Origin of the sequence: Streptomyces sp. B93 (genome assembly GCF_018070565.1) — a bacterium.
Lineage (GTDB): Bacteria > Actinomycetota > Actinomycetes > Streptomycetales > Streptomycetaceae > Streptomyces.
In genome coordinates, this window is the sequence record NZ_JAGPXL010000067.1 from 1 (window position 1) to 26,919 (window position 26,919).

25 protein-coding genes and 1 pseudogene are annotated in these 26,919 nt (G+C 70.8%); 15 read left to right on the forward strand and 11 right to left on the reverse strand.

The features are described from left to right. Positions 1 to 633: tetratricopeptide repeat protein (locus tag KBY47_RS33755; protein ID WP_210928030.1), on the forward strand; the 633-nt coding region annotated here is incomplete at its 5' end. A 25-nt stretch (positions 634 to 658) separates the two neighbouring features. Here the strand turns inward: KBY47_RS33755 and rarD are convergent. Further along, positions 659 to 1,624: an EamA family transporter RarD gene (gene rarD / locus KBY47_RS33760; protein WP_210928031.1), complete on the reverse strand. Its 966-nt coding sequence runs from the start codon at positions 1,622 to 1,624 to the stop codon at positions 659 to 661. 129 nt (positions 1,625 to 1,753) lie between these two features. Next, the gene (locus tag KBY47_RS33765; protein ID WP_210928033.1) at positions 1,754 to 2,608 is read right to left on the reverse strand and encodes an SDR family oxidoreductase; all 855 of its coding nucleotides are present in this window, start codon (positions 2,606 to 2,608) and stop codon (positions 1,754 to 1,756) included. A gap of 91 nt (positions 2,609 to 2,699) precedes the next feature. On the opposite strand from KBY47_RS33765, the gene KBY47_RS33770 reads away from it, so the two are divergent. Further along, on the forward strand, positions 2,700 to 3,098 hold the full coding sequence (locus KBY47_RS33770; protein ID WP_210928035.1) for a helix-turn-helix domain-containing protein: 399 nt from the start codon (positions 2,700 to 2,702) through the stop codon (positions 3,096 to 3,098). Between the two features lie 50 nt (positions 3,099 to 3,148). Here KBY47_RS33770 and KBY47_RS33775 read toward each other — a convergent pair whose 3' ends face one another. The 5 genes from KBY47_RS33775 to KBY47_RS33795 all read right to left on the reverse strand — a co-directional run bounded on the left by KBY47_RS33775 (position 3,149) and on the right by KBY47_RS33795 (position 10,003). After that, entirely contained in the window at positions 3,149 to 4,222 is a 1,074-nt protein-coding gene (locus KBY47_RS33775) for a 2-oxoacid:ferredoxin oxidoreductase subunit beta (protein WP_210928037.1), read from the reverse strand. Beyond that, the gene (locus tag KBY47_RS33780; RefSeq protein ID WP_210928039.1) at positions 4,215 to 6,146 is read right to left on the reverse strand and encodes a 2-oxoacid:acceptor oxidoreductase subunit alpha; all 1,932 of its coding nucleotides are present in this window, start codon (positions 6,144 to 6,146) and stop codon (positions 4,215 to 4,217) included. Before KBY47_RS33780 ends, KBY47_RS33775 begins: the two co-directional genes overlap by 8 nt. Positions 6,147 to 6,341: 195 nt before the next feature. Further along, entirely contained in the window at positions 6,342 to 7,001 is a 660-nt protein-coding gene (locus tag KBY47_RS33785; protein WP_308405388.1) for a response regulator transcription factor, read from the reverse strand. Between the two features lie 201 nt (positions 7,002 to 7,202). Then, positions 7,203 to 8,555 (reverse strand): sensor histidine kinase, encoded by a 1,353-nt coding sequence (locus tag KBY47_RS33790; RefSeq protein ID WP_210928043.1) that lies wholly within the window; start codon positions 8,553 to 8,555, stop codon positions 7,203 to 7,205. Positions 8,556 to 8,767: 212 nt separating this feature from the next. Then, the gene (locus KBY47_RS33795; RefSeq protein WP_210928045.1) at positions 8,768 to 10,003 is read right to left on the reverse strand and encodes a sensor histidine kinase; all 1,236 of its coding nucleotides are present in this window, start codon (positions 10,001 to 10,003) and stop codon (positions 8,768 to 8,770) included. A 229-nt stretch (positions 10,004 to 10,232) separates the two neighbouring features. On the opposite strand from KBY47_RS33795, the gene KBY47_RS33800 reads away from it, so the two are divergent. From KBY47_RS33800 to KBY47_RS33855, 12 genes and pseudogenes are all read left to right on the forward strand, one after another. After that, positions 10,233 to 10,628 carry an NADH-quinone oxidoreductase subunit A gene (locus KBY47_RS33800; RefSeq protein ID WP_210928047.1) on the forward strand — a complete coding sequence of 132 codons (396 nt, stop codon included), beginning with the start codon at positions 10,233 to 10,235 and terminating at the stop codon, positions 10,626 to 10,628. Next, positions 10,619 to 11,281, forward strand: coding sequence for an NADH-quinone oxidoreductase subunit B (locus tag KBY47_RS33805; RefSeq protein ID WP_210928049.1), 663 nt, complete (start codon positions 10,619 to 10,621; stop codon positions 11,279 to 11,281). The genes KBY47_RS33800 and KBY47_RS33805 overlap by 10 nt, the downstream gene beginning before the upstream one ends. Then, positions 11,278 to 12,498 carry an NADH-quinone oxidoreductase subunit C gene (locus tag KBY47_RS33810; protein ID WP_210928051.1) on the forward strand — a complete coding sequence of 407 codons (1,221 nt, stop codon included), beginning with the start codon at positions 11,278 to 11,280 and terminating at the stop codon, positions 12,496 to 12,498. Before KBY47_RS33805 ends, KBY47_RS33810 begins: the two co-directional genes overlap by 4 nt. Beyond that, entirely contained in the window at positions 12,495 to 13,463 is a 969-nt protein-coding gene (locus KBY47_RS33815) for a complex I subunit 1 family protein (RefSeq protein WP_210928053.1), read from the forward strand. Before KBY47_RS33810 ends, KBY47_RS33815 begins: the two co-directional genes overlap by 4 nt. Continuing rightward, positions 13,463 to 14,128, forward strand: coding sequence for an NADH-quinone oxidoreductase subunit I (locus KBY47_RS33820; protein WP_210928055.1), 666 nt, complete (start codon positions 13,463 to 13,465; stop codon positions 14,126 to 14,128). The genes KBY47_RS33815 and KBY47_RS33820 overlap by 1 nt, the downstream gene beginning before the upstream one ends. After that, the gene (locus KBY47_RS33825) at positions 14,125 to 14,748 is read left to right on the forward strand and encodes an NADH-quinone oxidoreductase subunit J (protein ID WP_210928057.1); all 624 of its coding nucleotides are present in this window, start codon (positions 14,125 to 14,127) and stop codon (positions 14,746 to 14,748) included. Before KBY47_RS33820 ends, KBY47_RS33825 begins: the two co-directional genes overlap by 4 nt. Further along, positions 14,748 to 15,146 carry an NADH-quinone oxidoreductase subunit NuoK gene (nuoK, locus tag KBY47_RS33830; protein ID WP_210928059.1) on the forward strand — a complete coding sequence of 133 codons (399 nt, stop codon included), beginning with the start codon at positions 14,748 to 14,750 and terminating at the stop codon, positions 15,144 to 15,146. Before KBY47_RS33825 ends, nuoK begins: the two co-directional genes overlap by 1 nt. Then, positions 15,143 to 17,137, forward strand: a complete 1,995-nt coding sequence (locus KBY47_RS33835; protein WP_210928061.1) for an NADH-quinone oxidoreductase subunit L — start codon at positions 15,143 to 15,145, stop codon at positions 17,135 to 17,137. Before nuoK ends, KBY47_RS33835 begins: the two co-directional genes overlap by 4 nt. A 6-nt stretch (positions 17,138 to 17,143) precedes the next feature. After that, entirely contained in the window at positions 17,144 to 18,718 is a 1,575-nt protein-coding gene (locus KBY47_RS33840; protein WP_210928063.1) for a NuoM family protein, read from the forward strand. Next, positions 18,715 to 20,286, forward strand: coding sequence for an NADH-quinone oxidoreductase subunit N (locus tag KBY47_RS33845; protein WP_247695648.1), 1,572 nt, complete (start codon positions 18,715 to 18,717; stop codon positions 20,284 to 20,286). The genes KBY47_RS33840 and KBY47_RS33845 overlap by 4 nt, the downstream gene beginning before the upstream one ends. Positions 20,287 to 20,503: 217 nt before the next feature. After that, on the forward strand, positions 20,504 to 21,367 hold the full coding sequence (htpX, locus tag KBY47_RS33850) for a zinc metalloprotease HtpX (protein WP_210928065.1): 864 nt from the start codon (positions 20,504 to 20,506) through the stop codon (positions 21,365 to 21,367). After that, positions 21,364 to 21,480, forward strand: a pseudogene (locus KBY47_RS33855) (YccF domain-containing protein); the annotation flags it as partial. The gene htpX and the pseudogene KBY47_RS33855, both read left to right, overlap by 4 nt. On the opposite strand, the gene KBY47_RS33860 reads toward KBY47_RS33855, so the two are convergent. Both KBY47_RS33860 and KBY47_RS33865 read right to left on the reverse strand, forming a co-directional pair. Continuing rightward, a complete protein-coding gene (locus KBY47_RS33860) occupies positions 21,458 to 23,347 on the reverse strand; it encodes a recombinase family protein (RefSeq protein ID WP_308405387.1) in 1,890 nt (629 codons plus the stop codon). The pseudogene KBY47_RS33855 and the gene KBY47_RS33860 sit on opposite strands and share 23 nt — an antisense overlap. Positions 23,348 to 23,640: 293 nt before the next feature. Continuing rightward, on the reverse strand, positions 23,641 to 24,996 hold the full coding sequence (locus KBY47_RS33865) for a replication initiator (RefSeq protein WP_210928073.1): 1,356 nt from the start codon (positions 24,994 to 24,996) through the stop codon (positions 23,641 to 23,643). Between KBY47_RS33865 and KBY47_RS33870 the strand changes: the two genes are divergently transcribed. Next, positions 24,892 to 25,140 carry a hypothetical protein gene (locus tag KBY47_RS33870; protein ID WP_210928069.1) on the forward strand — a complete coding sequence of 83 codons (249 nt, stop codon included), beginning with the start codon at positions 24,892 to 24,894 and terminating at the stop codon, positions 25,138 to 25,140. The two genes, KBY47_RS33865 and KBY47_RS33870, sit on opposite strands and share 105 nt — an antisense overlap. A gap of 155 nt (positions 25,141 to 25,295) precedes the next feature. Here KBY47_RS33870 and KBY47_RS33875 read toward each other — a convergent pair whose 3' ends face one another. Next, complete coding sequence (locus KBY47_RS33875; RefSeq protein WP_210923351.1) at positions 25,296 to 25,493, reverse strand: hypothetical protein; 198 nt, start codon at positions 25,491 to 25,493, stop codon at positions 25,296 to 25,298. Beyond that, on the reverse strand, positions 25,490 to 26,791 hold the full coding sequence (locus KBY47_RS33880; protein ID WP_210928075.1) for an FtsK/SpoIIIE domain-containing protein: 1,302 nt from the start codon (positions 26,789 to 26,791) through the stop codon (positions 25,490 to 25,492). Before KBY47_RS33880 ends, KBY47_RS33875 begins: the two co-directional genes overlap by 4 nt. Between the last annotated feature and the right edge of the window lie 128 nt (positions 26,792 to 26,919).

Consider the following 26,919-nt stretch of genomic DNA (forward strand, 5'->3'; position numbering starts at 1 on the left):
ACCCCCGCCCCCGCGCCGCCCCGTACCCACACCCACACCGCCCCCGCCGCCGCCAGGCCCGCCCCCGCGGAGGTGGCCGACCTCAGGCCCACGCCGCCCCGGGGCTTCGACGCCGTGGCCGAAGTCGTACTGGGCGAAGGGGAGGGCGGCGCACCGCCCGCCTCCGCCCCCACCGCCACGACCCAGATCAGCGACGCCGTGAAGTCGGGCCGTATAGACGCCGCGGCGACGCTGGCCGAGCGGGCGCTGGCGGAGTCGTCGAGGGCGCTGGGGCCGGAGCACCCGGACGTGCTCCGCCTGACGGAACTGGCCGCCTACGTGGCCTATTTGGCGGGCGACCCGGAGCGTGCCTTCCGGCTCTCCCTCGAACTGGCGGCGATCCACCACCACCGCACCCGTGACGCGGAGGCCGCCTACAGCAACGTGCAGAGCGCGGCCACCGCCTGGCGCGCCGTACGCGACCCGGAGCTGGGCATGGCGCTGGGCCGGGAACTGCTCGGCCTGTGGACGCGACTGGCTGACGGGGGAGGCGTGGCCGCCGAGGACGCCGAGGAACTGGAGACGGCCCGCGCCCGGATGCTCCGCCTTGCCGAACGAGCCCGCCGGGCGGAGGGTGCCGCCAGCCGTCCGTGAGGACCGGCGGCCTCCGCACCGCCCCTCAGACGCGCTCCCGGCTCGGCAGCCGCTCCCCGACCCCCTCGGCCAACGCCGACTCCGTCAACGGGCGCGGCCTGGACCGTCGTACGGCACGCCACGCGTCCCAGGTCAGCAGGGTCAGGGCCAGCCAGACCAGGGCGAAACCGGCCCAGCGCTCGGGCGGCATGGCCTCGTGGAAGTAGAAGATGCCGAGCAGGAACTGGAAGACGGGCGCCAGGTACTGGAGCAGCCCCAGCGTCGACAGCGGCACCCGGATCGCGGCGGCGCCGAAGCAGACCAGCGGCGCTGCGGTGACCAGGCCGGTCGCGGCGAGCAGCGCCGCGTGCCCCGGTCCCTCGGTGCTGAAGGTGGAGTCGCCCTGGGAGGTCAGCCACAGCAGGAAGGCGAGCGCGGGCAGGAACTGGATCGCGGTCTCGGCGGCCAGTGACTCCACCCCGCCGAGGTTGACCTTCTTCTTCACCAGACCGTAGGTGGCGAAGGAGAAGGCGAGGACGAGGGAGATCCACGGCGGTCGGCCGTAACCGATGGAGAGCACGAGGACCGCGGCGAAGCCGATCCCGACCGCCGCCCACTGCACGGGCCGCAGCCGCTCCTTCAGCAGCAGCACGCCGATCGCGATGGTGACCAGCGGGTTGATGAAGTACCCGAGCGAGGCCTCGACGACGTGTCCGGTGTTGACGGCCCAGATGTACAGACCCCAGTTCACGGTGATGACGGCCGCGGCGAACGCGACGAGCCCGAGGCGGCGCGGCTGCCGCAGCAGCTCACGGGCCCACCCCCAGCGCCGTACGACGAGCAGCGCGACGGCGACGACGGCGAGGGACCACACCATCCGGTGGGCGAGGATCTCGACCGCCCCGGCGGGTTTCAGCAGCGGCCAGAAGAGCGGGACCAGGCCCCACATCCCATAGGCGGCGACGCCGTTCAGCAGCCCTATGCGCTGCTCACCCCTGGACTGCTCGGCCACGGGGCCCTCCTTCCCACATCACCCACCCGGATGAATCCGTCTGGAGGGAAGGTAGCGCTCACCGCCTCCGCCTGTCATGCCCGTATCGCCATACGGTCATGACAGGCGGGGTGGCGGAGATCGGCCAGGTCAGTCCTTGAGCGCGGCGGCGACCGCCTCGGCGATCGGGGTCGTCGGGCGCCCGGCCAGCCGGGAGAGGTCACCGCCGGTGCCGGCCAGCTCGCCCTTGGCGATGGACGCGTCCACCCCGGCCAGGACCGTGGCGAAGCCCTCGGGCATCCCGGCGCCGGTCAGGATGTCGACGAGGACCTCACCGGAGACGGCGTTGTACGCGATCTCCCTGCCGGTCTGCCTGCTCAGCTCGGCCGCGTACTCGGCGAGGCTCCACGCCTCGTCCCCGCTCAGCTCGTACGTGCGGTTCTCGTGCCCCTCGCCGGTCAGTACGGCGACGGCGGCGGCCGCGTAGTCGGCGCGGGCGGCGGAGGCGATCCGTCCGTCACCGGCCGCGGCGACGACGGCGTCGTGCGCGAGGACCGGGGCGAGGTTCTCGGTGTAGTTCTCGTGGTACCAGCCGTTGCGCAGCAGGACGTACGGCACACCGGACGAGGTCAGCACCTGCTCGGTGGCGCGGTGGTCGTCGGCGAGCGCGGCCGTGAGCGTGCCCGGGGCGCTGGTGTAGGCGAGGAGCGCGACCCCGGCCGCCTTGGCGGCGTCGATCACGGCGCGGTGCTGGCCGACGCGGTCCTTGCCGACCTCGCTGCCGGAGATCAGCAGCACCTTGTCGCCGGGGGCGAACACGCCGTCGAGGGTCTCGGGGGAGTTGTAGTCGGCGACCGTGATCCGTACTCCGCGGGCGGCGAGGTCGGCCGCCTTCTGCGGGGTGCGGACGACGGCCGTGACCTGGTCGGCCGGGACCTTCTCCAGCAGCTGCTCGATGACGTGACGGCCGAGGTGGCCGGTGGCTCCGGTGACGACGATGCTCATGATCTGCGCTCTCCTTGTGGGGGTGCTTGCCACTAACCCTAAGGGGGGCGCTAACTGAGAGAAAGTACCCACTTTGAAGTAAGGTACTGCCATGAAGGTAAGCCCGATGGTCAGCGCCCACGCGACGACGATGTGCCCGTCCCGCCTCGTGCTGGAGCACGTCACCAGCCGCTGGGGCGTCCTCGTCCTGATCCGTCTGCTGGAGCGCCCGCACCGGTTCAGCGAGCTGCGCCGGGCGATCGGCAGGGTCAGCGAGAAGATGCTCACCCAGACGTTGCAGACCCTGGAGCGCGACGGCTTCGTCCACCGCGACGCCAAGCCCGTCATCCCGCCGCGCGTCGACTACTCCCTTACCGACCTGGGCCGCGAGGCCGCCGAACAGGTCCGGGCGCTCGCGCTGTGGACCGAACGACGGATGACCGACGTCACAGCGGCCCGCCAGGCATACGACGAGACGCGCCAGGCACACGACGGGGCCCGGACGCGCTAGCTGTAGCGCCCGGGCCCCACAGACGGCCGGTAGGTCAACCGCTCGGTAGGTCAGCCGACGACCGTCCAGGTGTCGCCGCCCGCCAGCAGCGCGGCGAGGTCGCCCTTGCCGTTCTGCTCGACGGCGGTGTCGAGCTGCTCGGCCATCTGCTGCTCGTAGACGGGGCGTTCCACGGAGCGCAGGATGCCGATCGGGGTGTGGTGCAGGGTGTCCGGGTCGGCCAGCCGGGACAGCGCGAACGCGGTGGTCGGTGAGGCGCTGTGGGCGTCGTGGACGAGCACCCGGTCCTCGTTCTCCGGCGTCACGGTGACCACGGTCAGGTCACCGGTGGCCGGGTCGCGCACGACGCCCTTGGCGTTGTCGGCGCCGAAGCGGATCGGCCGGCCGTGCTCCAGGCGGATCACCGCCTCCTGCGCCTGCTGCTTGTCCTTGAGGGCGTCGAAGGCGCCGTCGTTGAAGATGTTGCAGTTCTGGTAGATCTCGATGAGCGCGGTGCCGGGGTGGGTGGCGGCGGCGCGCAGCACCTCGGTGAGGTGCTTGCGGTCGGAGTCGATGGTGCGGGCCACGAAGGATGCCTCCGCGCCCAGCGCCAGGGAGACCGGGTTGAAGGGGGCGTCGAGGGAGCCCATCGGCGTCGACTTGGTGATCTTGCCGACCTCGGAGGTGGGGCTGTACTGGCCCTTGGTCAGGCCGTAGATCCGGTTGTTGAACAGCAGGATCTTGAGGTTGACGTTGCGGCGCAGGGCGTGGATGAGGTGGTTGCCGCCGATGGACAGGGCGTCGCCGTCGCCGGTGACGACCCAGACGGACAGGTCCTGTCTGCTGGCGGCGAGGCCGGTGGCGATGGCGGGGGCGCGGCCGTGGATGGAGTGCAGGCCGTAGGTGTTCATGTAGTAGGGGAAGCGGGAGGAGCAGCCGATCCCGGAGACGAAGACGATGTTCTCCCGGGCCAGGCCCAGCTCCGGCATGAAGCCCTGCACCGCGGCGAGGATCGCGTAGTCACCACAGCCCGGGCACCAGCGCACCTCCTGGTCCGTCTTGAAGTCCTTCATGGACTGCCTGGCCTCGGCCTTGGGGACCAGCTTCAGCGCTTCGATCGCCGCCTCGGACGCGGTGTCAGTCATGGATGGCCTCCTTCAGTGCCGTGGCGAGCTGTTCGGCCTTGAACGGCATGCCGTTGACCTGGTTGTAGGAGCGGGCGTCGATCAGGTACTTCGCGCGGATGAGGGTGGCGAGCTGGCCCAGGTTCATCTCCGGGATCACCACCCGCTCGTAAGCCGCGAGGACCTCGCCCAGGTTGGCGGGGAAGGGATTGAGGTGGCGCAGATGCGCCTGCGCGATCTCCTCCCCGGCGGCCCGCAGCCTCCGTACCGCCGCCGTGATCGGCCCGTACGTCGATCCCCAGCCCAGCACCAGCGTGCGCGCGGTGCCGTCGGGGTCGTCGACGGTGACGTCCGGCACGTCGATGCCGTCGATCTTCGCCTGCCGGGTGCGGACCATCAGATCGTGGTTGGCGGGGTCGTACGAGATGTTCCCGCTGCCGTCCTGCTTCTCGATCCCGCCGATGCGGTGCTCCAGGCCCGGCGTGCCCGGCACCGCCCACGGCCGGGCCAGGGTCTGCGGGTCCCGCTTGTAGGGCCAGAACACCTCGCTGCCGTCGGCCAGCGTGTGGTTGGGCCCCTGTGCGAACCGCACCCGCAGGTCCGGCAGCTCCTCCAGCTCCGGGATGCGCCACGGCTCGCTGCCGTTGGCCAGGTAGCCGTCGGAGAGCAGCATCACCGGCGTGCGGTAGGTCAGCGCGATCCGCGCGGCCTCCAGCGCGGCATCGAAGCAGTCCGCCGGGGTGCGTGGCGCGATCACCGGCACCGGCGCCTCACCGTTGCGCCCGAACATCGCCTGGAGCAGGTCCGCCTGCTCGGTCTTGGTGGGCAGGCCGGTGGAGGGCCCGCCGCGCTGGATGTCGACCACCAGCAGCGGCAGCTCCAGGGAGACCGCCAGCCCGACCGTCTCCGATTTCAGCGCCACGCCCGGCCCCGACGTCGTCGTCACCGCCAGCGACCCGCCGAACGCCGCGCCCAGCGCCGCCCCGATCCCCGCGATCTCGTCCTCCGCCTGGAAGGTCCGTACCCCGAAGTTCTTGTGCTTGGACAGCTCGTGCAGGATGTCCGAGGCCGGGGTGATCGGGTACGAGCCGAGGAACAGCGGCAGGTCCGCCTGCCGGGAGGCGGCCACCAGCCCGTACGACAGGGCCAGGTTCCCGGAGATGTTGCGGTAGGTGCCGGTCGGGAAGGCCGTGGCCGCGGGCGCGACCTCGTAGGAGACCGCGAAGTCCTCGGTCGTCTCGCCGAAGTTCCAGCCCGCGCGGAACGCCGCCAGGTTCGCCTTCATGATCTCGGGCTTGCGGGCGAACTTCTGCTTCAGGAAGCGTTCGGTGCCCTCCGTCGGCCGGTGGTACATCCATGACAGCAGCCCCAGCGCGAACATGTTCTTGCTGCGCTCGGCCTCCTTGCGGGACAGCCCGAAGTCCTTCAGTGCCTGCACCGTCAGTGTCGTCAACGGCACCGGATGCAGGTGGTAGCCGTCCAGCGACCCGTCCTCCAACGGGTTCTCCGTGTACCCGACCTTCTGCATCGCCCGCTTCGTGAACTCGTCGGTGTTCACGATGATCTCCGCGCCGCGCGGCAGATCGGCGATGTTCGCCTTCAACGCGGCCGGGTTCATCGCCACCAGCACGTTCGGCGCGTCACCGGGGGTGAGGATGTCATGATCGGCGAAATGCAGCTGGAACGACGACACCCCGGGCAGGGTCCCGGCGGGCGCCCTGATCTCCGCGGGGAAGTTCGGCAGCGTCGACAGGTCGTTCCCGAACGACGCCGTCTCCGAGGTGAACCGGTCACCGGTGAGCTGCATACCGTCACCCGAGTCCCCCGCGAACCTGATGATCACCCGGTCCAGACGGCGGACGGTCTTCGCTCCGCCCGCCTTGCGCTGCTCTCCTACGACGGCTCCGTCGGTCTGCTCCGCTGGGCTGCTGACCTGGCTGGTCACTGAACTGGACCTCCTTCGAGGCGAGTGTCGGGGAGCGGTCCCGGGGACCCTCCCGCAATCAACCCTACGTCCGTTGAGGATGGCTCCCCTTGGTCATTCGCACGAGTCAGCACCGGACATTCGCGAGGAGTCGCCGGTCCGCGCGAGCCCTTCCGGCATTCTCTGGACTCACCCATTCGTGTCCAGATACCGGAATCAGGAATTCAGATAGGTGAGAACCGCGAGAACCCGCCGGTGATCGCCATCGCTCTGGGAGAGCCCGAGCTTGAGGAAGATGTTGCTGACGTGCTTCTCCACCGCGCCGTCGCTGACCACGAGCTGCCGGGCGATCGCGGAGTTGGTCCGCCCCTCCGCCATCAGGCCCAGCACCTCCCGCTCGCGCGGGGTCAGCCCGGCGAGCACGTCCTGCTTGCGGGACCGCCCCAGCAACTGCGCGACCACCTCGGGATCCAGCGCCGTACCGCCCCCGGCCACCCGCACCACCGCGTCCACGAACTCGCGGACCTCGGCCACCCGGTCCTTCAGCAGATAACCGACGCCACGGCTGGAACCGGCCAGCAGTTCGGTGGCGTAACGCTCCTCCACGTACTGCGACAGCACCAGCACCCCGAGCCCCGGATGCGCCTTGCGCAGTCGTACGGCGGCCCGGACGCCCTCGTCCGTATGGGTGGGCGGCATCCGTACGTCCGCGACCACGACGTCCGGCAGCGCGCCCTCGGCGTGCAGTTCGGCGATGCACTTGATCAGGGCCTCGGCGTCCCCCACCCCGGCGACGACATCGTGCCCGCGGTCGGTCAGCAACCGGGTCAGGCCCTCCCGGAGCAGTACCGAGTCCTCCGCGATGACCACCCGCACCCTGTCCTCCACGATCCCTCGGCCCCCCACAGCCTGTGCGGGCCGCACACCGTGTGCGACCCGTTCGACAGTCAAGCATTCCAGCCTTCGGGCCCGGGGGCGCCCGGAGTGGGGGAAGAAGGGGCCGGAACGAGTCGGTTCCGGCCCGGGAGAGGGGTCAGTTCCGGCCCGTGGAAGGGTCAGTTCCGCCCGTGGGAACGGTCATCCGCGCCGCCACGGCAGCTCGGCCGTCACCCGGGTGGGGCCGCCCGCCGGGGAGTCGACGACGAGGATCCCGTCCACGGCGTCCAGCCGCTCGGCGAGCCCGGCGAGACCGGACCCGGAGGTGGCGTCGGCGCCGCCCACCCCGTCGTCGACGACCTGGAGCATCAGCCGGTTCTCCGACCGCCACACGTCCACGGTCGCCCGGGTCGCCCGCGCGTGCTTGCTGATGTTCTGGAGGAGTTCGGAGACCGTGAAGTACGCGATGCCCTCGATGGCGGGCGCGGGCCGCTCGGCCAGGTCCACGTCCACGGACACCGGCACCACGCAGCGCGAGGCGACCGAGGAGAGCGCCGCGTCCAGACCGCGGTCGGTGAGGACGGCCGGGTGGATGCCGCGGGCCAGGTCGCGCAGCTCCTGCAAGGCCGTCTTCACCTCGCCGTGCGCCTCGTCCACCATCCGCGCCGCCGCCCGCGGGTCCTCCGCCAGCTTCTCCTTCGCCAGGCCCAGATCCATCGCCAGGTTGACCAGGCGGGCCTGCGCCCCGTCGTGCAGATCGCGCTCGATACGGCGCAGATCGGCGGCCGCCGTGTCCACCACGACGCCCCGGTCGGACTCCAGCTCCTCCACGCGCGAGGCCAGCCGCGACGGCCCGAGCAGCCCGTGCACCAGCACCCGGTCCACCGTCGTCAGCGCCCGCACGATCCACGGTGTGGCCAGCGTGAACAGCAGCCCCACCAGCGCCGTCACCGTGATCTCGAACGGGTTGTCGAGGTAGACGCTGTGCGTCTCGTCGCCGTACAGCTGGAGCCCGTCCTGACCGCCGTACAGCGGGAAGACCCAGAACCACAGGGGGTACGTCAGCATCGCCCAGCCGTAGGCGAAGAAGCTGACCGCGACGGAGAAGGAGAACACCGCCCAGGGCAGGCGCAGCACCGCGTACAGCAGGTGCCGCCACGACGTGCCGTCCTTGAGGACGGCGCCCATCCACGCCAGCGCGCCGCCCTTGCCGCGCACCCGCAGCGGCTCCGGCGCGGCCACCTCCAGGCCGAGCAGCCCCCGTGCGAGACCCCGCTCCACCGACCCGAGGCCCCGGCATCCCGCGAGGGCCGCCGCCAGCACCGGAACGCCGAGGAACGTCACCAGCAGGCCCGCCCCGAGCGACACCATCGTCACCGCGTAGGTGAACAGCAGCACCCCCATCGGCAGGCCGATCAGCACGTACGTCAGCTCACGCCAGTGGCGTGCCTCGAACGGCGCCCGGAGCGGGGCGGGGAGCCGGTGGCGGCGGTCGCCGGGACCGCGCGCGGAGCCGTACTCGTGCCGGTAGCCCATGGTGTCCGTGGTGTCCATGGTGGTCATCCCTGTCGTCCCGTCCTGCTCGTCGTGTGCCGCGCTCGGGTGTGTCTGTGCCCGTGTGTCCAGCCTGCTCGGCCGGGGGAGCCGGGACCATGGAGGCCGTCGGCGTTCTGAACGGGGGGTTTTCCCTACCTCGGCGGTCCATCGGCGGTCCATCGGCGGTCCGCCGCCGGTCCGTCGCCTGTCCAACGGCGGTCTACGGCGGTCTATCCCGTCGGTCGCTGCCGGTCGCGGTCCCGGTCCCGGTCGCGGTCCCGGTCGCGCCAGGGCAGTTCGGCGGTGACGGTCGTCGGCCCGCCCTCCGGCGAGTCGACGACGAACAGCCCGTCCACGGCGTCCAGCCGCTCCGCGAGCCCCCGCATCCCCGTGCCGCCGTCGAGGCGCGCGCCGCCGCGGCCGTCGTCGCCGACCTGGATCAGCAGCCGGTCGTCGGTCCGCCACACCTCCACCGAGGCGGACCTCGCCCCGCTGTGCTTGCTGACGTTCTGGAGGAGTTCGGAGACGGTGAAGTAGGCGATGCCCTCGATGGCCTCCGCCGGCCGCGAGTCCAGGTCGACCGTCACCTTCACCGGCACCGTGCAGCGCGAGGCCACCGAGGAGAGCGCCGCGTCCAGACCGCGGTCGGTGAGGACGGCCGGGTGGATGCCGCGCGCCAGGTCCCGTAGCTCCTGGAGCGCCAGCTTCACCTCGCCGTGCGCCTCCTCGACCATCGCCGCCACCTGGTCGTCGGCCTGGCCGTCGAGCAGCTTCTCCTTCGCCAGGCCCAGCCCCATGGCCAGGTTGACCAGGCGGGCCTGCGCCCCGTCGTGCAGATCGCGCTCGATACGGCGCAGATCGGCGGCCGCCGTGTCCACGACCACACCCCGGTCCGACTCCAGCTCCGCGATCCGCCGCTCCAGCTCGTCCGACGGCGACAGCAGCCCGCGCACCATCGCCCGGTCCGCGTTGGTCAGTCCCCGGGCGAGGAACGGCAGCACGGGCCACAGCACGAACAGCGACACCAGCGTGAGGGTGAAGGTGAGGATGCCCCACGGCAGCCGGATGAAGTCGTACAGCACCGTCCGCCAGCCCACCGGGTCCTTCAGCGCCATCCACAGTTGCGCGAAGACCCCGTGGCGCGTACTGCGCAACGGCAGCGGGCTCGGCTCGTCCATCCGCACCCCGAGCAGCGCCCGGGCCCGCGCCCGCTCCAGCTTGCCCAGCTGCCGCGCCCCCATCAGACCCGCCGCGAGCAGCGGGAACCCGATCACCGTCATGGTCAGGAAGGCGCTGGTGAACAGCACGGTCACCGTGTAGACGAACCCGATGAGCGCCATCGGGAAGTTCGCCAGGAGATGCGCGATCTCCCTCCAGGTGTGGGCGTCGTAGGCGAGCCGCGCCGGGGGCGGCCGGTCGTCGGCGGCGTACCGGTCACGGCGGGCGGACGGGAGGCGTTCGGTCATACGGCTCAGCGTGCCGTCTGGCGGACCGTAATGCCATGAGGTGGGCCGCCGCCGGGAACCGGGGGATAACCCCACCCCGGCGGCGGTGGACGGCCCTGTCTCACGGCATGTCTCACACGGCATGTCTCACGTGCATCTCAAGGTGCGACGGGCTGCTTACCGTCTCTTTAACAGGGCCTAGACTCACCACCAGGTCACCGGGCACTTGGGCAGGGAGCGAGGGACGGACGTGCGGGAACCGACCGTCGTATGGGCGGCGGACTACTTCCAGTCGTACTCGGTCGTCGGGCTGCTGGCCGTCGTCGGCGTGCTGTTCGTCGCCGTGGCCTTCGGCGCCGGACGGCTGCTGCGGCCCGTGGTCCCCACCCCCGAGAAACTCCTGACCTACGAGTGCGGCGTCGACCCCGTCGGCGAGGGCTGGGCCCACACCCAGGTCCGCTACTACGTCTACGCCTTCCTCTACGTGATCTTCGCCGTCGACTCGATCTTCCTCTTCCCCTGGGCCACGGTCTTCGCCGCGCCCGGCTACGGCGCGACGACCCTGGTGGAGATGTTCATCTTCCTCGGCTTCCTCGCCGTCGGCCTGCTCTACGCCTACAAGAAGGGGGTCCTGGCATGGACGTGACCCCTGCGCGGCCCGTCTCCCAGCCCGTCCCGCTGCCGGAGCCCAAGCGGCTGGGCGCCCTCGCCCGCCTCGCCCCCGAGCCGATGAAGGTCGTCCTCAACTGGGGCCGCCGCTACTCGCTCTGGGTCTTCAACTTCGGCCTCGCCTGCTGCGCGATCGAGTTCATCGCCGCGTCGATGGCCCGCCACGACTTCATCCGCCTCGGCGTCATCCCCTTCGCGCCGGGCCCCCGCCAGGCCGACCTGATGGTCGTCTCCGGCACGGTCACGGACAAGATGGCCCCCGCCGTGAAGCGCCTCTACGAGCAGATGCCCGAGCCCAAGTACGTCATCTCCTTCGGCGCCTGCTCCAACTGCGGCGGCCCCTACTGGGACTCGTACTCGGTGACCAAGGGCGTCGACCAGATCATCCCCGTCGACGTCTACGTCCCCGGCTGCCCGCCCCGCCCCGAGGCCCTCCTCCAGGGCATCCTCAAGCTCCAGGAGAAGATCGCCCGGGAGTCCCTGGGCGAGCGCTACGGCGCCGCCCGTCCGTCGGTGGCCGCCCTCCAGAGCGACCTCGTACGGCCGCCGGGGAGCGGTGCGGAGAGTGGTGCACCGGGCGGTGCGCCGAGTGGTACGGCGAACGAGGACGAGCCGGAGGTGCGGGGATGACCACCGTCGGCTGGCTGCCCGAACCCGCCGAGGAACTCTTCGGCACGGACGCCACGGCCGAGGAGTCCTACGCGGTCCTGACCGTGGACGTGCCCCCCGCGTCCTGGCTCACCGCCCTGACGACGGCCCGCGACCGGCTCGGCTGCACCTACTTCGACTGGCTGAGCGCGGTCGACGAACCCGGCACCGGCTTCCGCGTCTCCGCCCACGTCGTCGCCCTCGCACCCGTACGGCGACTGCTGCTGCGCACCACTGTCCCGCACGACGCCCCCGCCCTGCCCTCCGCCGTGGACGTCTACGCGGGCGCCGCCTGGCACGAGCGCGAGACCCACGAAATGTTCGGCGTCACCTTCGAGGGCCACCCAGGCCTCGACCACCTCCTCCTCCCGGAGACCTTCGAGGGCCACCCGCTGCGCAAGGACTTCGTCCTGGCCGCCCGCGTCGCCAAGGCCTGGCCCGGCGCGAAGGAACCGGGGGAGTCGGAGCACGGCGGGCCCAAGCGCCGCCAGATGCTCCCGCCGGGCGTCCCCGACCCCAACGAGTGGGGCCCCCTGAAGGGCCAGCTCCCCCCGGCCCCCGCCCGCCCCGCCCGAGCCGCCCGCACCCCGGGCGACCGCCCGGCCCGCCGCACCCGTACGGCAGCGGAGGGCTCGGCGACCCAGACGGCGGGGGCGCGGGGCGCGCCCGAGGGGGCGGGCTCGGGGGGCGCATCCGAGGCGGCAGGGGCGCAGGGCGCACCCGCGGGCGCCGCCACCGAGGGCGCCGCCGGTTCGGGCACACCCGCGCGTCCCCGACGGGCACGCAGCGCGTCGGATGGCTCCGCCTCACAACGCCCCGCGGCCCCCGGTGGCACGCCGCGGCGCGCCCGTAGCGCGTCGGAGGGTTCCGCGAGCCAGCGCACGGGGCAGGGCGAGGGCCAGGGTGCCGGGCAGGGCGAGGGCCAGGGCGCCGCCCCCCGCAGCCCCGACGCGCCCTGGCACCACGCCCGCCCGGCCTTCGAGGAGGTGCCGCCGGGCGGGGGACGGACGGAAAACCCGGAGCACACGGAGCACACGGAGAACACGGCGAACCCGGAGCCGACCGAGGCCTCCGCGCCGGAGGAAGACACAGGAACGGCCCAGGACCCGAAGACCCCCCAAGCCCCTGACTCGCCCCGAGACCCCGACACCCCCGAAGACCCCGACACCCCCGAAGACCCCACAGGAGGCCCGCGGTGAACGACGCGCTGGACGTCGCCCTGCGACTCCTGATCGTCTTCGGCGTCTTCCTCACCTTCCCCCTGCTCATCGGCCAGACCGAGCACAAGGTCATGGCCCATATGCAGGGCCGCCTCGGCCCGATGTACGCGGGCGGCTTCCACGGCTGGGCGCAACTCGTCGCGGACGGGGTGAAGTTCGCGCAGAAGGAGGACATCGTCCCCGCGGGCGCGGACCGCCGCATCTTCCAGCTCGCCCCCGCCGTCGCCCTCCTCCCGTACCTCTTGGTGCTGCTCGCCATCCCGATCGGCCCCGGCGAGGGCGCCGTCGGCGAGGTCATCGACGCGGGCATCTTTTTCGTCCTGGCCGTGATGGGCGTCGGTGTCCTCGGCTCCCTCATGGCCGGGTGGGCCTCCGCCAACAAGTTCTCCCTCCTCGGCGGCCTGCGCACCGCTGCCCAACTGCTCGCCTACGAACTCCCGATGCTGCTCGCCGCCGCCTCCGTGGCCATGGCGGCGGGAACCGTCTCCCTCCCCGGCATCCTCGACGCCTTCGAGTGGTGGTGGCTGCCCTGGCAGATCGTCGGCGCGATCGTCTTCTTCGTCGCCGGTCTCGCCGAACTCCAGCGCCCGCCGTTCGACATGCCGGTCGCCGACTCGGAGATCATCTTCGGCGCGTACACCGAGTACACCGGCCTGCGCTTCGCCCTCTTCCTCCTCGCCGAGTACGCCGGGATCGTCATCCTCTGCGGCCTGACCACCGTCCTGTTCCTGGGCGGCTGGCACGGCCCCTGGGGCGCGGACGGCCTGGGCTGGGTGTGGACCCTGCTCAAGACGGCCCTCCTCGCCTTCCTTGTCATCTGGCTGCGCGTCACCTACCCGCGGCTGCGCGAGGACCAGCTCCAGAAACTCTCCTGGACCCTCCTCGTCCCCCTCTCCCTCGCCCAGATCGCCCTCACCGGCATCGTCAAGGTGGTGATCTCCTGATGGCCCCCATCCCGGGCTCCGGCCTCGCCAAGGGCCTGGCCGTCACCCTCCGCACGATGACGCGCAAGTCGGTCACCGAGCAGTACCCGGACACCCAGCCCGACCTCCCGCCCCGCACCCGCGGAGTGATCGGCCTGTTCGAGGAGAACTGCACGGTGTGCATGCTCTGCGCCCGTGAGTGCCCCGACTGGTGCATCTACATCGACTCCCACAAGGAGACGGTCCCGGCGACGACCCCCGGTGGCCGGGAGCGGAGCCGCAACGTCCTCGACCGCTTCGCCATCGACTTCTCCCTGTGCATGTACTGCGGTATCTGCATCGAGGTCTGTCCTTTCGACGCGCTGTTCTGGTCCCCGGAGTTCGAGTACGCCGAGACCGACATCCGCGACCTCACCCACGAACGCGACAAGCTCCGCGAGTGGATGTGGACGGTCCCGGCCCCACCGGCCCTCGATCCGTCGGCGGAGGAACCGAAGGAGGTCGCCGCCGCCCGCAAGACCGCCGAAAAACTCGCGGCCCAGCAGGAGGCCGAGTCCGCCGCCGGCACGGCCTCCCCCTCCACTCCCCACGCCGACGAGCAGACCCGCGCGGCCGAAGGGCCCACCCGCCCCGCGGGCGACTCCCCGCAGCAGACCGACCAGCCACGCCAGGAGGGCAGGGAATGACCCTCGCCGTCACCGCGGGCCACCTGGCCGCCGACGCCACGGCCGTGACCGCCGCCGAGACCCAGGGCTTCCTGTCCCCGACCGGCGTGGAGATCGCCTTCCTCCTCGTCGGCCTGGTCACCTTCGGCGCCGCGATCGTCACCGTCACCACCCGGCAACTGGTGCACGCGGCCCTCTGGCTGGTCGTCGCCCTCGGCGGCCTCGCCGTCGAGTACCTCCTGCTCACCGCCGAGTTCATCGCCTGGGTGCAGGTCCTCATCTACGTCGGTTCCGTCGTCGTCCTCCTCCTGTTCGGTCTGATGCTCACCAAGGCTCCCATCGGGCGCTCCCCGGACGCCGACTCCGGGAACCGCTGGGCCGCCCTCACCGTCGCCGTCGCCGCGGCCGGCGCCCTGGTCTGGGTCGTCGTCGACGCCTTCCGCACGACCTGGATCGACCTGGACGGCCCCGCCGCCGGTTCCACCGCGGTCACCGGCGCGAGCCTCTTCCAGAACTGGGTCCTCCCCTTCGAAGCCCTCTCCGTCCTCCTCCTCGCCGCCCTGGTCGGCGCGATCGTCCTGTCCCGCAAGGCGAAGGCCGACGCCACCCCCGCGGCCGACGAGAAGGAAGGCGCCCGCTGATGCACCTCGCCTATCCCGCCGTACTCTCCGCCCTCCTGTTCTGCACCGGCCTGTACGGGGTCCTCGCGCGCCGCAACGCGATCCTGGTCCTGATGTCGGTCGAGCTGATGCTCAACGCCGTCAACCTGAACCTCGTCGCCTTCGACGTCTGGCTCAGCAGGACCGCCCAGGAGACCCTGCACTCCGGTCAGGCGCTGACCCTGTTCACCATCGCCATCGCCGCCGCCGAGATCGGCATCGGCCTGGCGATCGTCCTCGCGGTGTACCGCAACCGCGGCACCTCGGACATCGACAAGCTCCGCGACACCGCCGAGGGCCGCGGGACCGACGGCCCCGACAGCGACACCGGCACGGCCGGGCAGCCCGCGCGGGCCGAGAAGGCTGAGGCCACCGCGTGACCACGACCACCCTCGCCGTCCTCGTCCCCCTCCTGCCCTTCCTGGGCGCCGCCGCCGGTCTGTTCCTGGGGCGCACGGCCCCCGGCTTCGCCCGGCCCGTCGCCGTCCTGCCGACCGTCACCTCACTGGTCCTCGCCGCCCTCGTCGCCGTCCGCCAGGGCGGCGGCCAGGCCGTCGACTCCGCCACCGAGCTGACGCCCACCGGCTCGGTCCCGATCGAACTCGCCCTGCACATCGACGGCTTCGCCGCCCTCGTCGCCGTACTCGTCGGCCTCGTCGCCTCCTGTGTGCAGATCTACTCGACGGGCTACCTTCGCGACGACCCGCGCTACCCGTCCTACGCCGCGCTCGTCTCCCTGTTCACCTCCGCCATGCTGCTGGTCGTCTACTCGGGCGACCTGATGGTCCTGCTGGTCGGCTGGGAAGTCATGGGCATCTGCTCCTACTTCCTCGTCGGCCACTACTGGGAGACCCCGGAGGCCCGCGCCGCCTCCCTCAAGGCCTTCCTGGTGACCAAGCTCGGTGACGTCCCCTTCCTCATCGGTCTGTTCGCACTGGCCACCGACGCCGGGTCGTTCCGCATCACCCAGGTCCTCGGCACCGTCGCCGGCGGCGGGCTCGACCACCCCACCCTCATCGCCCTGCTGCTCCTCGCGGGCGTGGCGGGCAAGTCGGCGCAGTTCCCGCTGCACACCTGGCTCCCCGACGCGATGGCGGGCCCCACGCCCGTCTCCGCGCTGATCCACGCCGCGACGATGGTCGCCGCCGGTGTCTACTTCGTCGCCCGGCTCCTCCCGGTCTTCGAGGCGTCGACGGCCGCGATGGTCGTGCTCGCCGTCATGGCCGCGGTCACGATGGTCGGTTCGGGGCTCGCCGCGCTCGCCCAGGACGACATCAAGCGCGTGCTCGCCTACTCGACGATCGGTCAGCTCGGCTACATGACCGGCGCCCTGGCCGTCGCCGACCGGTCGGCCGCCGTCTTCCACCTCCTCTCCCACGGCGCCTTCAAGGCGCTGCTGTTCCTCGCGGCCGGCGTGATCATCCACGCGGCCGGTACCAACTCGCTCGCCGCCATGTCCCGCATGCGGAACCTGCGCGACCGGGTCCCCGACGCCTACTGGACGATGACCGTGGCGCTGCTCGCGCTCGCCGCGATCCCGCCGTTCAGCGGCTTCTTCTCCAAGGAGTCCGTCCTCGGCGCCGCCGAACACGTCTCCACCGGCCACACCGAGCACGCCCCCGGCGCCGCGGGCTGGATCGTCCTCGTCTCCGCCTTGCTCACCGCGCTGCTCACCGCCGCCTACGCCACCCGGCTGTGGCTGCTCGCCTTCCGCGGCCACGGCGCCGAGGCCCCGGACCACGGGAAGCAGCCCCTGACCATGACCGTGGTGCTGTGGGTGCTCGCCGTTCCCTCCCTCGCCCTGGGCGGGCTCGCCTTCCGGGTGCTGCCCGACTGGTTCGACGGAGGTGACCTGGCCCCGACCCTCACCACGTCCGTGCTCGGCACGGGCGTTGCCCTGGTCGGCGGCATCGTCACCTACGCGGCCTGGCGGCACACCACCGCGCTCGCGGCCCAGGCCCCGCTCGGCGCGATCGCCGCCCATCCGGAGGGCGACGCCGGACTGGTGGAGTCCGAGGCGATCGCCAGCCACGCACCGGCCTACGGCGATGTGGCCTCAGCCCCCGACCCGGCGGACCCGGGACGGCTGCTGCTCGGCCCGCTGCACCGCCACGCGGCCGTCGGCTTCCACCTGGACGCCGTGTACACGGCACTCTTCGTCCGCCCGGTGCGGGGCGGGGCGAGTCTCGTGCGGTTCCTGGACCGTGAGGTCGTCGACACCTACGTACGAGGCGCGGGCGCCCTGCCCCGCCTGCTGGGCGCGGCCGTCCGCCGGGCCCAGACCGGCAATGTGCAGACCTATGTGAGCGCGCTGCTCGCCGGCACCGTCGTCCTCGCGGTCGCCGTCGTCCTCGTCGCCACGGGAGCGTGAGCAGGCGTGATCGATATCAGCGAGTCCGTGATGCAGTTCCTTCTGGCGTTCGTCGTGGTCGGCCCGCTCCTCGGCGCCGCCGCCGCTCTGCTGCCCGCACCGCCCGGGCTGAAGGGGAAGTCACCGGAGCAGGCCGTGCTGCGACACGGGGTGACCGTCACCGGGGCGGTCCTCATCGCCGCGATCGTCCTGGTGCTCGGCTTCGACCACGACCAGCCGTCGAGGATGCAGGCCACGACGGACATCAGCTGGATCCCCGCACTCGATGTGCGGATCCACCTCGGCATCGACGGCATCTCCCTGCCCCTTCTGGTCCTGACCGCGCTGCTGACCTTCCTCTGCGCGCTCTACTCCTACTTCAAGATGCCCGCGGGCCCGTCCCCGAAGGCCTTCGTACCGCTGCTGCTCGTCCTGGAGTCCGGCACCCTCGCCACCTTCGCCGTCCTCGACCTGCTGCTGTTCTTCCTCGCCTTCGAGATGGTCCTGATCCCGATGTACTTCCTCATCGCCCGCTGGGGCGGCGAGGGCCGGGCCGCGGCGGCCTGGAAATTCATCCTGTACACGCTGCTCGGCTCGGTGGTCATGCTGCTCGGCCTGCTGCTGATCGGACTCAGCGCGGGCACGTTCGACATGATGGCACTCGCCACTGACAACGGCCGGTCGCTGAGCACGTCCGTGCAGGTCACCGCCGTTCTGGCGATCGGTCTCGGGCTCGCGGTGAAGACGCCGATGTGGCCGCTGCACAGCTGGCTGCCCGACGCCCACACCGCCGCCCCGACCGTCGGCTCGGTGCTCCTGGCCGGAGTCCTGCTGAAGATGGGCACGTACGGTTTCGTGCGGATCCTGCTCCCGGTCGCGCCGGACGGCTTCCGCACCTTCGCGCCGTATCTCGCCGCCTTCGCCGTCGTCGGCATCATCTACGGGTCCCTGGCCTGCCTCGCCCTCGCCAGGCGCGGCGCGAAGGGCGACCTCAAGCGCCTCATCGCCTACTCGTCCGTCGGCCACATGGGCTTCGTGCTGCTCGGCATCGCGACGATGACCCCGACCGGCGTCAACGGCGCCCTGTTCGCCAACATCGCCCACGGCCTCATCACCGGCCTGCTCTTCTTCATGGTCGGCGCACTGAAGGACCGCACCGGCACCACCGACCTCGACACCCTCGCCGACCAAACCGGCGCCGCGCTCTACGGCAAGGCCCCCCGCTTCGGCGGCCTGCTCGCCTTCGCCGCGGTCGCCTCGCTGGGCCTGCCCGGACTCGCCGGGTTCTGGGGCGAGATGCTGGCGCTGTTCGGCGCGTTCCGGCCCGCGGACGGCCTCAGCCGTCCCGCCTTCCTCACCTTCATGGCGATCGGCGCGTTCGGCACCCTCCTCACCGCCGCGTACCTGCTGATGGTGGTCCGCCGGGTCTGCATGGGCGCCGTCGAGCAGGAGGCCCCCAAGCTGCCCGACGTCCAGCGCTACGAGTACGCGGCCTGGGCGCCGCTCGTCGCCCTCACCGTCCTCGCCGGACTGTGGCCCAAGACCCTCCTCAGCCTGACCGACCCGGCCGTACAGCAGCTCCTCGACGGAGGCACCCGATGAGCTTCCCGGCCGCGACCACGGCCCAGACCGTGACGCACACCGCTACGGGCGCCGACTCCACGGCCGTAGCCCAGTCCGTGGTCCAGTCCGTCGACTGGCTCGCCATCGCACCGCCCACCATCGCCGCCGTGGTGGCGCTCGCCGTGCTCGTCGCCGACCTCTTCGTCGCCGACGCCCGGAAGGCCCTGCTGGGCTGGGTGTCGGTCGCGGGCCTCGCCGCGTCCCTGGTGATGCTGCTGCCGCTCCTCGACGGCGACCGCTCCACCTTCTGCCTCACCGGCGAGCCGGGCGTGTGCAGTTACACGGCGGACCGCTTCACCCTCGTCATCCAGTTCCTGGTCCTCGGCGGTGCCCTGCTCGCCGCCCTGCTGTCGGTGACCGCCCTGAAGGACGCCCGCAAGAGGCTCCCCGAAGGGGAGTTCTGGTTCCTGCTGCTCTCCTCCGCCGCCGGTGCCGCCCTCCTGCCCGCCTCCCGCGACCTCGCCACCCTGATCGTCGCCCTGGAGGTCGCCTCCCTGCCCGCCTTCGCCCTGGTCGGCCTGCGGCACGGTGACCGGAGGTCCTCCGAAGCCGCCCTGAAGTTCTTCCTGTCCTCGGTCACCGCGACCGCGGTCAGCCTCATGGGCGTCAGCTTCGTCTACGCGGCCACCGGCACCCTGCACCTCACCCGCATCGCCGAGCGCATCCAGGACGTCGACGGGCAACTGCACACCCTTGCCCAGACCGGCGTCGTCCTCACCCTCGTCGGCTTCGCCTTCAAGACCGCCGCCGTGCCGTTCCACTTCTGGGTGCCCGACACCTACGTCGGAGCGCCCCTGCCGGTCGCCGCCTACCTGTCGGTCGTCGGCAAGGCCGTCGGCTTCACCGGCCTGATCCTCGTCACCGTCATCGCCCTCCCGTCGTACGCCGACGTCTGGGGCCCCGCCCTCGCCGCGCTGGCCGCCCTCACCATGACCGTCGGCAACGTGGGCGCCCTGCGCCAGCAGGGCACGCGCGCGTACAGCGCGGTACGCCTGCTCGCCTGGTCCTCCGTCGGCCAGGCCGGCTACCTCCTCGTACCGATCGCCGCCGCCGCGTACTCCGACGACGCCGAGCAGTCGATCGGCTCCACGGTCGCCTACGCCCTGATGTACGCCGCCGTGAACCTCGGCGCCTTCGCGGTGGCCGCACTGGTCGGCCGTACCAGGACCCTCAACCGGATCACGGACTACCGCGGCCTCTACGCCACCAACCCCCTGACGGCTCTCCTCCTGGCCTTCTTCCTGCTCTGCCTGGCCGGACTGCCGCCGGGCATCATCGGCCTCTTCGCCAAGGTGGCCGTCTTCTCCGCGGCCGTCGACGCGGGCCTGGGCTGGCTGGCCGTAGTCATGGCGGTCAACGTCGTGATCGCGCTGTTCTACTACCTCCAGTGGACGGCACTGCTCTTCCGCGCCCCCGAGGGCGAGCCCGCGAAGCACCTCGTGCCCGCCCCGCTCACCGCCGCGATCGCGCTGACCGCCGTCCTCGGCATCGGCCTGTCCGGAGCACCGCAGCTGGTCCTGCGTTTCGCCGACACCGGCCTGTTCTAGCCCCCAGTCCGGCCGCATCCCGCCCGTCACCCGGACGGCCCACGTGTGCGTGCGCGCGCACAAGGGAACTAGTCCTCCTCGCCTGGCGTTGACCAGATCGGGAGGGTCCACTGGACGTGACAGCACGACACCAGCGGATTCACAGACAGCGAAGCAGGATCACCAAGCAGATCACCAAGCAAAGGGTCCCCCTGCCGCACCACTTGGAGGGCGTACCGTGCACCGCCGGCACAACGGGCTCAGGACCACAGTCCTCCTCGGGGGACTGTCCGCGCTCATCATCGTCATCGGCAGCTTTTTCGGCCGTATGGGGCTCGTTGTCGCGGTCCTGATCGCCCTGGGCACGAACGCGTACGCGTACTGGAACAGCGACAAGCTGGCCCTGCGCGCGATGCGTGCCCGCCCGGTCAGCGAGTTCGAGGCGCCCGCGCTGTACCGCATGGTCCGTGACCTCTCCACCCAGGCCCGCCAGCCCATGCCCCGGCTGTACATCTCCCCGACGGAGGCACCCAACGCCTTCGCGACCGGCCGCAACCCGCGCAACGCCGCCGTGTGCTGCACGGAGGGCATCCTGCGCATCCTCGACGAGCGCGAGCTGCGCGGGGTGATCGGGCACGAGCTGAGCCATGTCTACAACCGCGACATCCTCATCTCGTCGGTCGCGGGCGCGCTCGCCTCCGTGATCATGTTCCTGGTGAACTTCGCCTGGCTGATCCCGATCGGCCGCTCCGACGACGATGACGGTCCCGGTCTCCTCGGCATGCTGATGATCATGATCCTGGGCCCGCTCGCCGCCACCCTCATCCAGCTGGCCATCAGCCGCTCCAGGGAGTACGAGGCCGACGCCTCCGGCGCCCAGCTCACCGGCGACCCCCTCGCCCTCGCCAGCGCCCTGCGCAAGCTGGAGGCGGGCACCAAGCAGCTGCCGCTGCCCCCGGAGCCGCGCATCGAGACCGCCAGCCACATGATGATCGCCAACCCGTTCCGGCCCGGACAGGGGCTGTCCCGGATGTTCTCCACCCACCCGCCCATGGCGGAACGCATCAGCCGCCTCGAGCAGATGGCAGGTCGCCACCGATGAAGACCATCCTGAACATCATCTGGCTCGTCCTGAGCGGCTTCTGGCTGTTCCTGGCCTACCTGCTCGCGGGCGTGCTGCTCTGCATCACGATCATCGGCATCCCCTTCGGGATCGTCCTTCTGGGTGCAGCATCACGCTCGAGTCGACGCGTCCTTCAATGATCATCGGGGGCAGTAGCTCCGGCTCCGGCAGAGGGACGCGATCCACACCCCTCAGAGCAGCGTTCACGCGACTCCAGGTGCCATCGGACGTCCAGGCACTGAAGTGCTTCGAGGCCTGGATGGTGGCTCCCGTTTCCTTGACCACGTTGGGCCAGGACTTCCCTGTACGCGCCTTGTAGAAGATCGCATCTACGGAACGGCGAACGACGCCTTTGCGTCCCTTCGGGAGCAGCGGAGCCACTGTCGCCCACTCGTCGTCCGAGAGTGGCGAAGTGGGGACTCCAAGGCCAGTAGCGGCATACCAGGCTCGCACTGTGCAGGGAACCCCGCCCCGGCGGCCATCTGGCACGGGGCCCGTGACTGTGACCTTCAGCTCCAGCATGGAAAGAATGGCAGCCTGCTGTTCCGGCCCCATTTCGGGGAACGACTCCTTCGCCATGGCCGCCAGTGCCCGGAGGTCTCGTGCTCGCCGGTCGGACTCTTCCATCTCAGCGAGCCACTCGGCTGCCTCGTCCCGCAGGTTCTGAAGTTGCTGAAGTTCCTCGTTCAGAGCCGCTGTCGCAGCGCGGATGGCATCCGCTGACTTGCTCTGCTTGGCCGTCGCCACGATGACGGCCGCGATCGACGCGTTCATGCTCTCGATCTGCTGATCAAGGTCCGCGATCCGGTCGGTCAAGGCTGACTTGTCCCCTTGTGCCATCCCGATCCACTCGGCAGCCAGGTCCTGGAGCTTCTGGCTGTCACTCGCGATCTCTGTGACGTGCTTCCAGACATGCGCCTCAAGCGCGTCAGCATCGATGTATGAGCAACCGCAGGACTTCTGGCTAGGGTCTCGGGGGGCGTTGCCCGCGCACCGGTAGTAGCGGGCGCCGTCCCGTTCTGCCGCCCGACTGATACCCGCATACGTCTTCCTGCACAGGCTGATGACCCGGCCCGTCAGCGGGTAGAACTCCCGTCGCCCACTGCTGCGCTTCGCGGTTTCGGCCACCTTGCGCCGTAGCTCTGCGCTCTGTTCTTCGGTCAGGATCCGAGGTAACTCGATCCTCACGGATCCGCCCCAGACAGGATTGCCTTCCTCATCCGTCTTGGCGTGCTTGCCTCGGAAGACCATCACGCCATCTAGGACAGGGATCGACATGATCCGATCCCGCAGGTTGTCGCGAGTCCATGCCTTACCAGAGCGGGCCGTGATCCCTTCGGTATTGAGGCGGATGGTGGCCTTTCGGAGGTTGAGCCCTTCGCTGACCACCAGGTCATAGACATGCCGGATGACGCTTGCCTCAGACTCATCGATTACGAGGTACGAATCCGTCGCGCCCTTGTCAGCGATGCGATAGCCGTATGGCGGACGCCCGCCCATGTGCGCGGCGGGAACCAGCTCAGCCTTTTCCTGCAAGCCGCCCTGAGTGCGTTCACGGATCGTCTCCCACTCAGTCTCGGCGTAGTCAGCGTCACGGCGCATCTTCTTGCGCCCCTCGGTCGTGGTGTTGTCGTAGTCGTCTGCGACTACGGCGACGTACACGCCGATGTCTTCAAGAGCCCAAACCCAGCGCCAGAAGGCACGCCCCTTCCGACCGATCACACGGCCGTCCGGAACTACCACGATGTCGAAGGGGCGTGGCGACTTTTGTGCATCCTCCATCAGGCGCCTCAGATCGCCTCGGTCAGCCGCTTCGAGAGACCCCGAGACTCCCTCGTCCTTGTAGGTGCCCACGTGCACCCACTGCTTGCTTGCGATGTGTCGGACGGTCTTCCGGCTCTGCCTAGCAATGCCGTAGCCCTTCTTCTGCTCCTCGGTGGAAACTCGCAGATAGTCCACGGCGCGCAGTGTCCGAGCACTGGTCTCGCCAGGAGTGGCCACACCTTGTGAGGGCAGGGGTGTGCTTACATTGGACATGTCGACTCCTAGTCAGTCGGCCAGCCCCGGGGCGGTGCCAGCCGCTGCCGGGGCGCGTGTCTCTACGCCTACGTTACTGCGACGAGGTGACCGTGTGTCAGCTCTTTCGGTCAGTCTGTTGCGTGCGTAAGGGCCGAAAAGAATGCGCAAGAGCAAAGCTCGTTCGGCGGGGGATAGGGTCTTGTCCGGCACCCAAGTGACCTTTGTGTGGGGCACTACGCCCACCCCCGGTCAGTGGTTGCTGCTCGCGCGCTCTCCCGGTTGTTTGCTAGATCGTCAGCTATGCCTGCGGCGATGAGTGCTGCGCCGGGGGTGTGGCCGGAGCCGACGTAGCGCCAGCGCCGTTCGGTGATCGTGTCGGGGGTGTTTGTGTGGCCGAGGTGGTGGGCGCGTTCGGCGCGGAGTGCGGTGTAGGTGGTGGAGTAGGCGCGGGATTTGGTGAGGATGTGGCCGCGGTAGCCGAGGGTGTGGGCCCAGGCGCGGAGGCGGAGGGGGCCGTATTCGGGGAGGCCGCCGAGGCGCCAGCAGGTTCGTATGAGGGTGCGGACGTGGGTGGTGACGGGGGCGGTGTCGATGTCGTGCCGGGTGGTGAGTGGGTGGTCGGTACCGGCGCCGGTGTCGCTTGCTCCTTTGGTGACGTACTTGGCCACGTACGCGGCTACGGCGTCGTCATCCGGTCCGTCACCGTCGGCGTGCAGGGTCCGGATGTCGAGCTGGGCGCCCCAGGCGAGGGTGAGTTCACCGACCGCTGGACTGTAGGGGGTGTGGACCAGGACCCGCCCAGCAGCGGCGCGTACGGCGTCGGTGAGGTGGTCGGTGGTGGCCCAAGTGGGGGGTTCGGTGTCGGGTCCGTCCGGTCCGTCGAGGCGGATGATGGCGTGCACGTGGACGGCCGCGCGCTTTTGGTATTCGGCGACGCGTGCAAAGGACAGTCGGGCGTGGTGGCGGAAGTGGGACTGTACGAGGCCGACCGAGGAGGCGAGGCGTCGCCGTACGTCGATGGCGAAGCGGTCCCACAGCTTGGAGGCGTGTGCGTGCCACAGGATGTGGCCGGTGTAGTCGTAGCAGTCGGCGCAGAGAGGCTGTCCGGCGGTGGGGTCCTCCGGTGTGTGGACGACGCCGCAGCCGAGGGGACGACCGTGTTCGCACTGGCCGCCGTCGCGGCGCGGGCGGCACAGCTCCCCGGTGCGGTGGACTGGGCCGAAAGAGGGGGCGGTCAGGGTGACGAAGAGTCGGGGGCGGTGGCGGACCGTGGCGGGGACGTTCTTCCCGCCGAGGAGGCCCGTGCGGACGAGGTGGTAGGTGTCTCCGGCGTGGAGGCGTGAGCAGGCCGGGCAGATGGTGGCGCGGCGGTTGCGGCAGCGGACGAGGAGGCGTTCGCCGGGTTCGGTGCGGGTGTCGTAGTGGTGGAGGATCTCGCCGGTTGTGCTGTCCAGGGTGGTGGTCGAGCCGGACAGGTGGATGGGGTGGGCGCAGCCGCCGGTGGCGGTGACCTGTTCCAGCCAGCGCGGGAACTGGGGGTCTTGGGCGAGGCGGATGGCGTCGCGGTCGGTTTCGGGGAGCTGACGCAGGCGCGCCGCGCGGTCGAGGAGGGCGCGCCGGTCAGCCTCGGTGTGCTGCGGGGTGATGGTGGTGCCCTTTCGGGGTGGGCCGCCGAAGCGGCACGGGTGATGGTGGGTGGGGTGGTGTGGGTCATAGGGATCACCTTCGGTTGATGGGGTGTGGGTGTGGTGGGGTTCAGCGGATGGTTCCGGTGCCTCGGCAGACGCGGCAGCGCCGCAGGCGTCCGGTCCAGGTCTTGCGGGCTCCGTCGCCTTTGCAGTGGGGGCACCTCACACGAGGCATGGGCATGGCCGTGGGTCCCTTCTGCTCAGGTGTGGGAGAAGCCGGTGATGGTCCAGGTGACGAGCCCGTGGATGGTGTGGATCACGGGGGTCTGGCCGAGGTAGACGCCGAACAGGCCGACACAGACCGCTTCCCAAGCGCGCACGTCACGGGAGCGGACGAGGAGGACGGTGATGATCCCGAAGATCACCGCGAACGTGAACGCCGTTCCTTCGCTGATCACTTGTCGTCTCCTTCCAGCGCGGCCAGCGCACGGCCGAGGGCGGGCAGGTCCGGAGTCATTGCCGCGTGCTTGCGTGCCGTTGCTACGGCTTCCTCAGTCGGTGTGAGGTGGGAGCGGGCGCGGCTCCAGCCGCCATCCGGCCCAGTGCACACGGCCACACCCCGTTCCTCAGCCGTGATCGCCTGCGCGACGGCCACGGCGTCCTTGTTCAGATCACCGAGGGTCATTTCGGCGGTGCCGGGGTCGTTGACGCGGTGGCAGATACGGCCGCCGAGCTGGGCGCGCAGGGCGGTGACGCCGGGCCCGAGGTCGGAGCCGACCCGCTGACCGGCGACGACCAGGTGCACGCCGAGCGCTGCCCCGAGCTGCGCGAGACGCAGCAGGAGGGTGGAGCACTGGTCGGCTTCCGCCTTGCTCTCGCGGGTGCCGTCGGACAAGTACAGTTCCGCGATCTCGTCGACGATGACGACGACCGGCACCGGCCGCAGGGTGTCGGGCAGTTCCCAGATGGAGCGGACCCCGGCCGCCCGGCAAGCGCTCATCCGGTCCTGCATGTCGACGACGAGCGCGGACAGGATCGCGACCGCTTCGCGTCGGCAGGTGGCCAGCGAGGACAGCCGTCCGGCGAACAGGCCGAGTTCCATGCCGCCCTTGCAGTCGATGCCGACCAGCGCGACCGGCTGCGGGGCGAGCTGGGTGATGAGCCGGGCCAGCAGGGTCGACTTGCCCGAGCGGGTGGCCCCGGCGATGAGCCAGTGCGGGACCAGGCGCAGGTTCATCACCCACGCCCCGCCGCTCTCCAGGACACCGATGAGCGCTGACAGTAATTCGGTGGGGGCGGTGGCTAAGCCGGGCCGCTGCAAGGGGTCGGTGGCCGTCGCGGTGAGCAGGACGAGCCCGCGTTCGGGCGAGGTGACCCGTACCGCGTGCACTTTCCAGGCGTGCATGAGTGCATCGGCCGCCGCCATGTAGGTGGCCGGGGTCTGGCCCGCGTGCAGCCGCACGGTCACGGTCAGGCCCATGCGGGTGGCACGCGGGAAGGAGACCCTGGGAGCCACCGGCCGCAGCGGGTCCCCCTTGACCATCAGATCCCCGAGCAGCCCGCGCGGCGGGCGCCGGGACACCGCGAGATCGTTGAGGAGGGCGACCTTGCGCCAGGTGAACACCACCCGGCACGCAGTCAGCGGATACCCCGCGAGGTACCAGTGCCAGGCCGGACAGTGACGCCGCACCAGGTCCCCCAGCACCAGCATCCAGGCCAGCACCGCCAGGCCGAAGGCGAACAGCATCGGCCCCATCACGCGTCACTGCCCTTGCCGTGCGCTGCCGGTCCGGTTGCGGGGGTGATGGTGTCGGCGCGGAAGCTGACGCCGCTGCGGTCGCCCATCGACCAGACGAACGCCGTCAGCCCGGTCACCTTCACGAC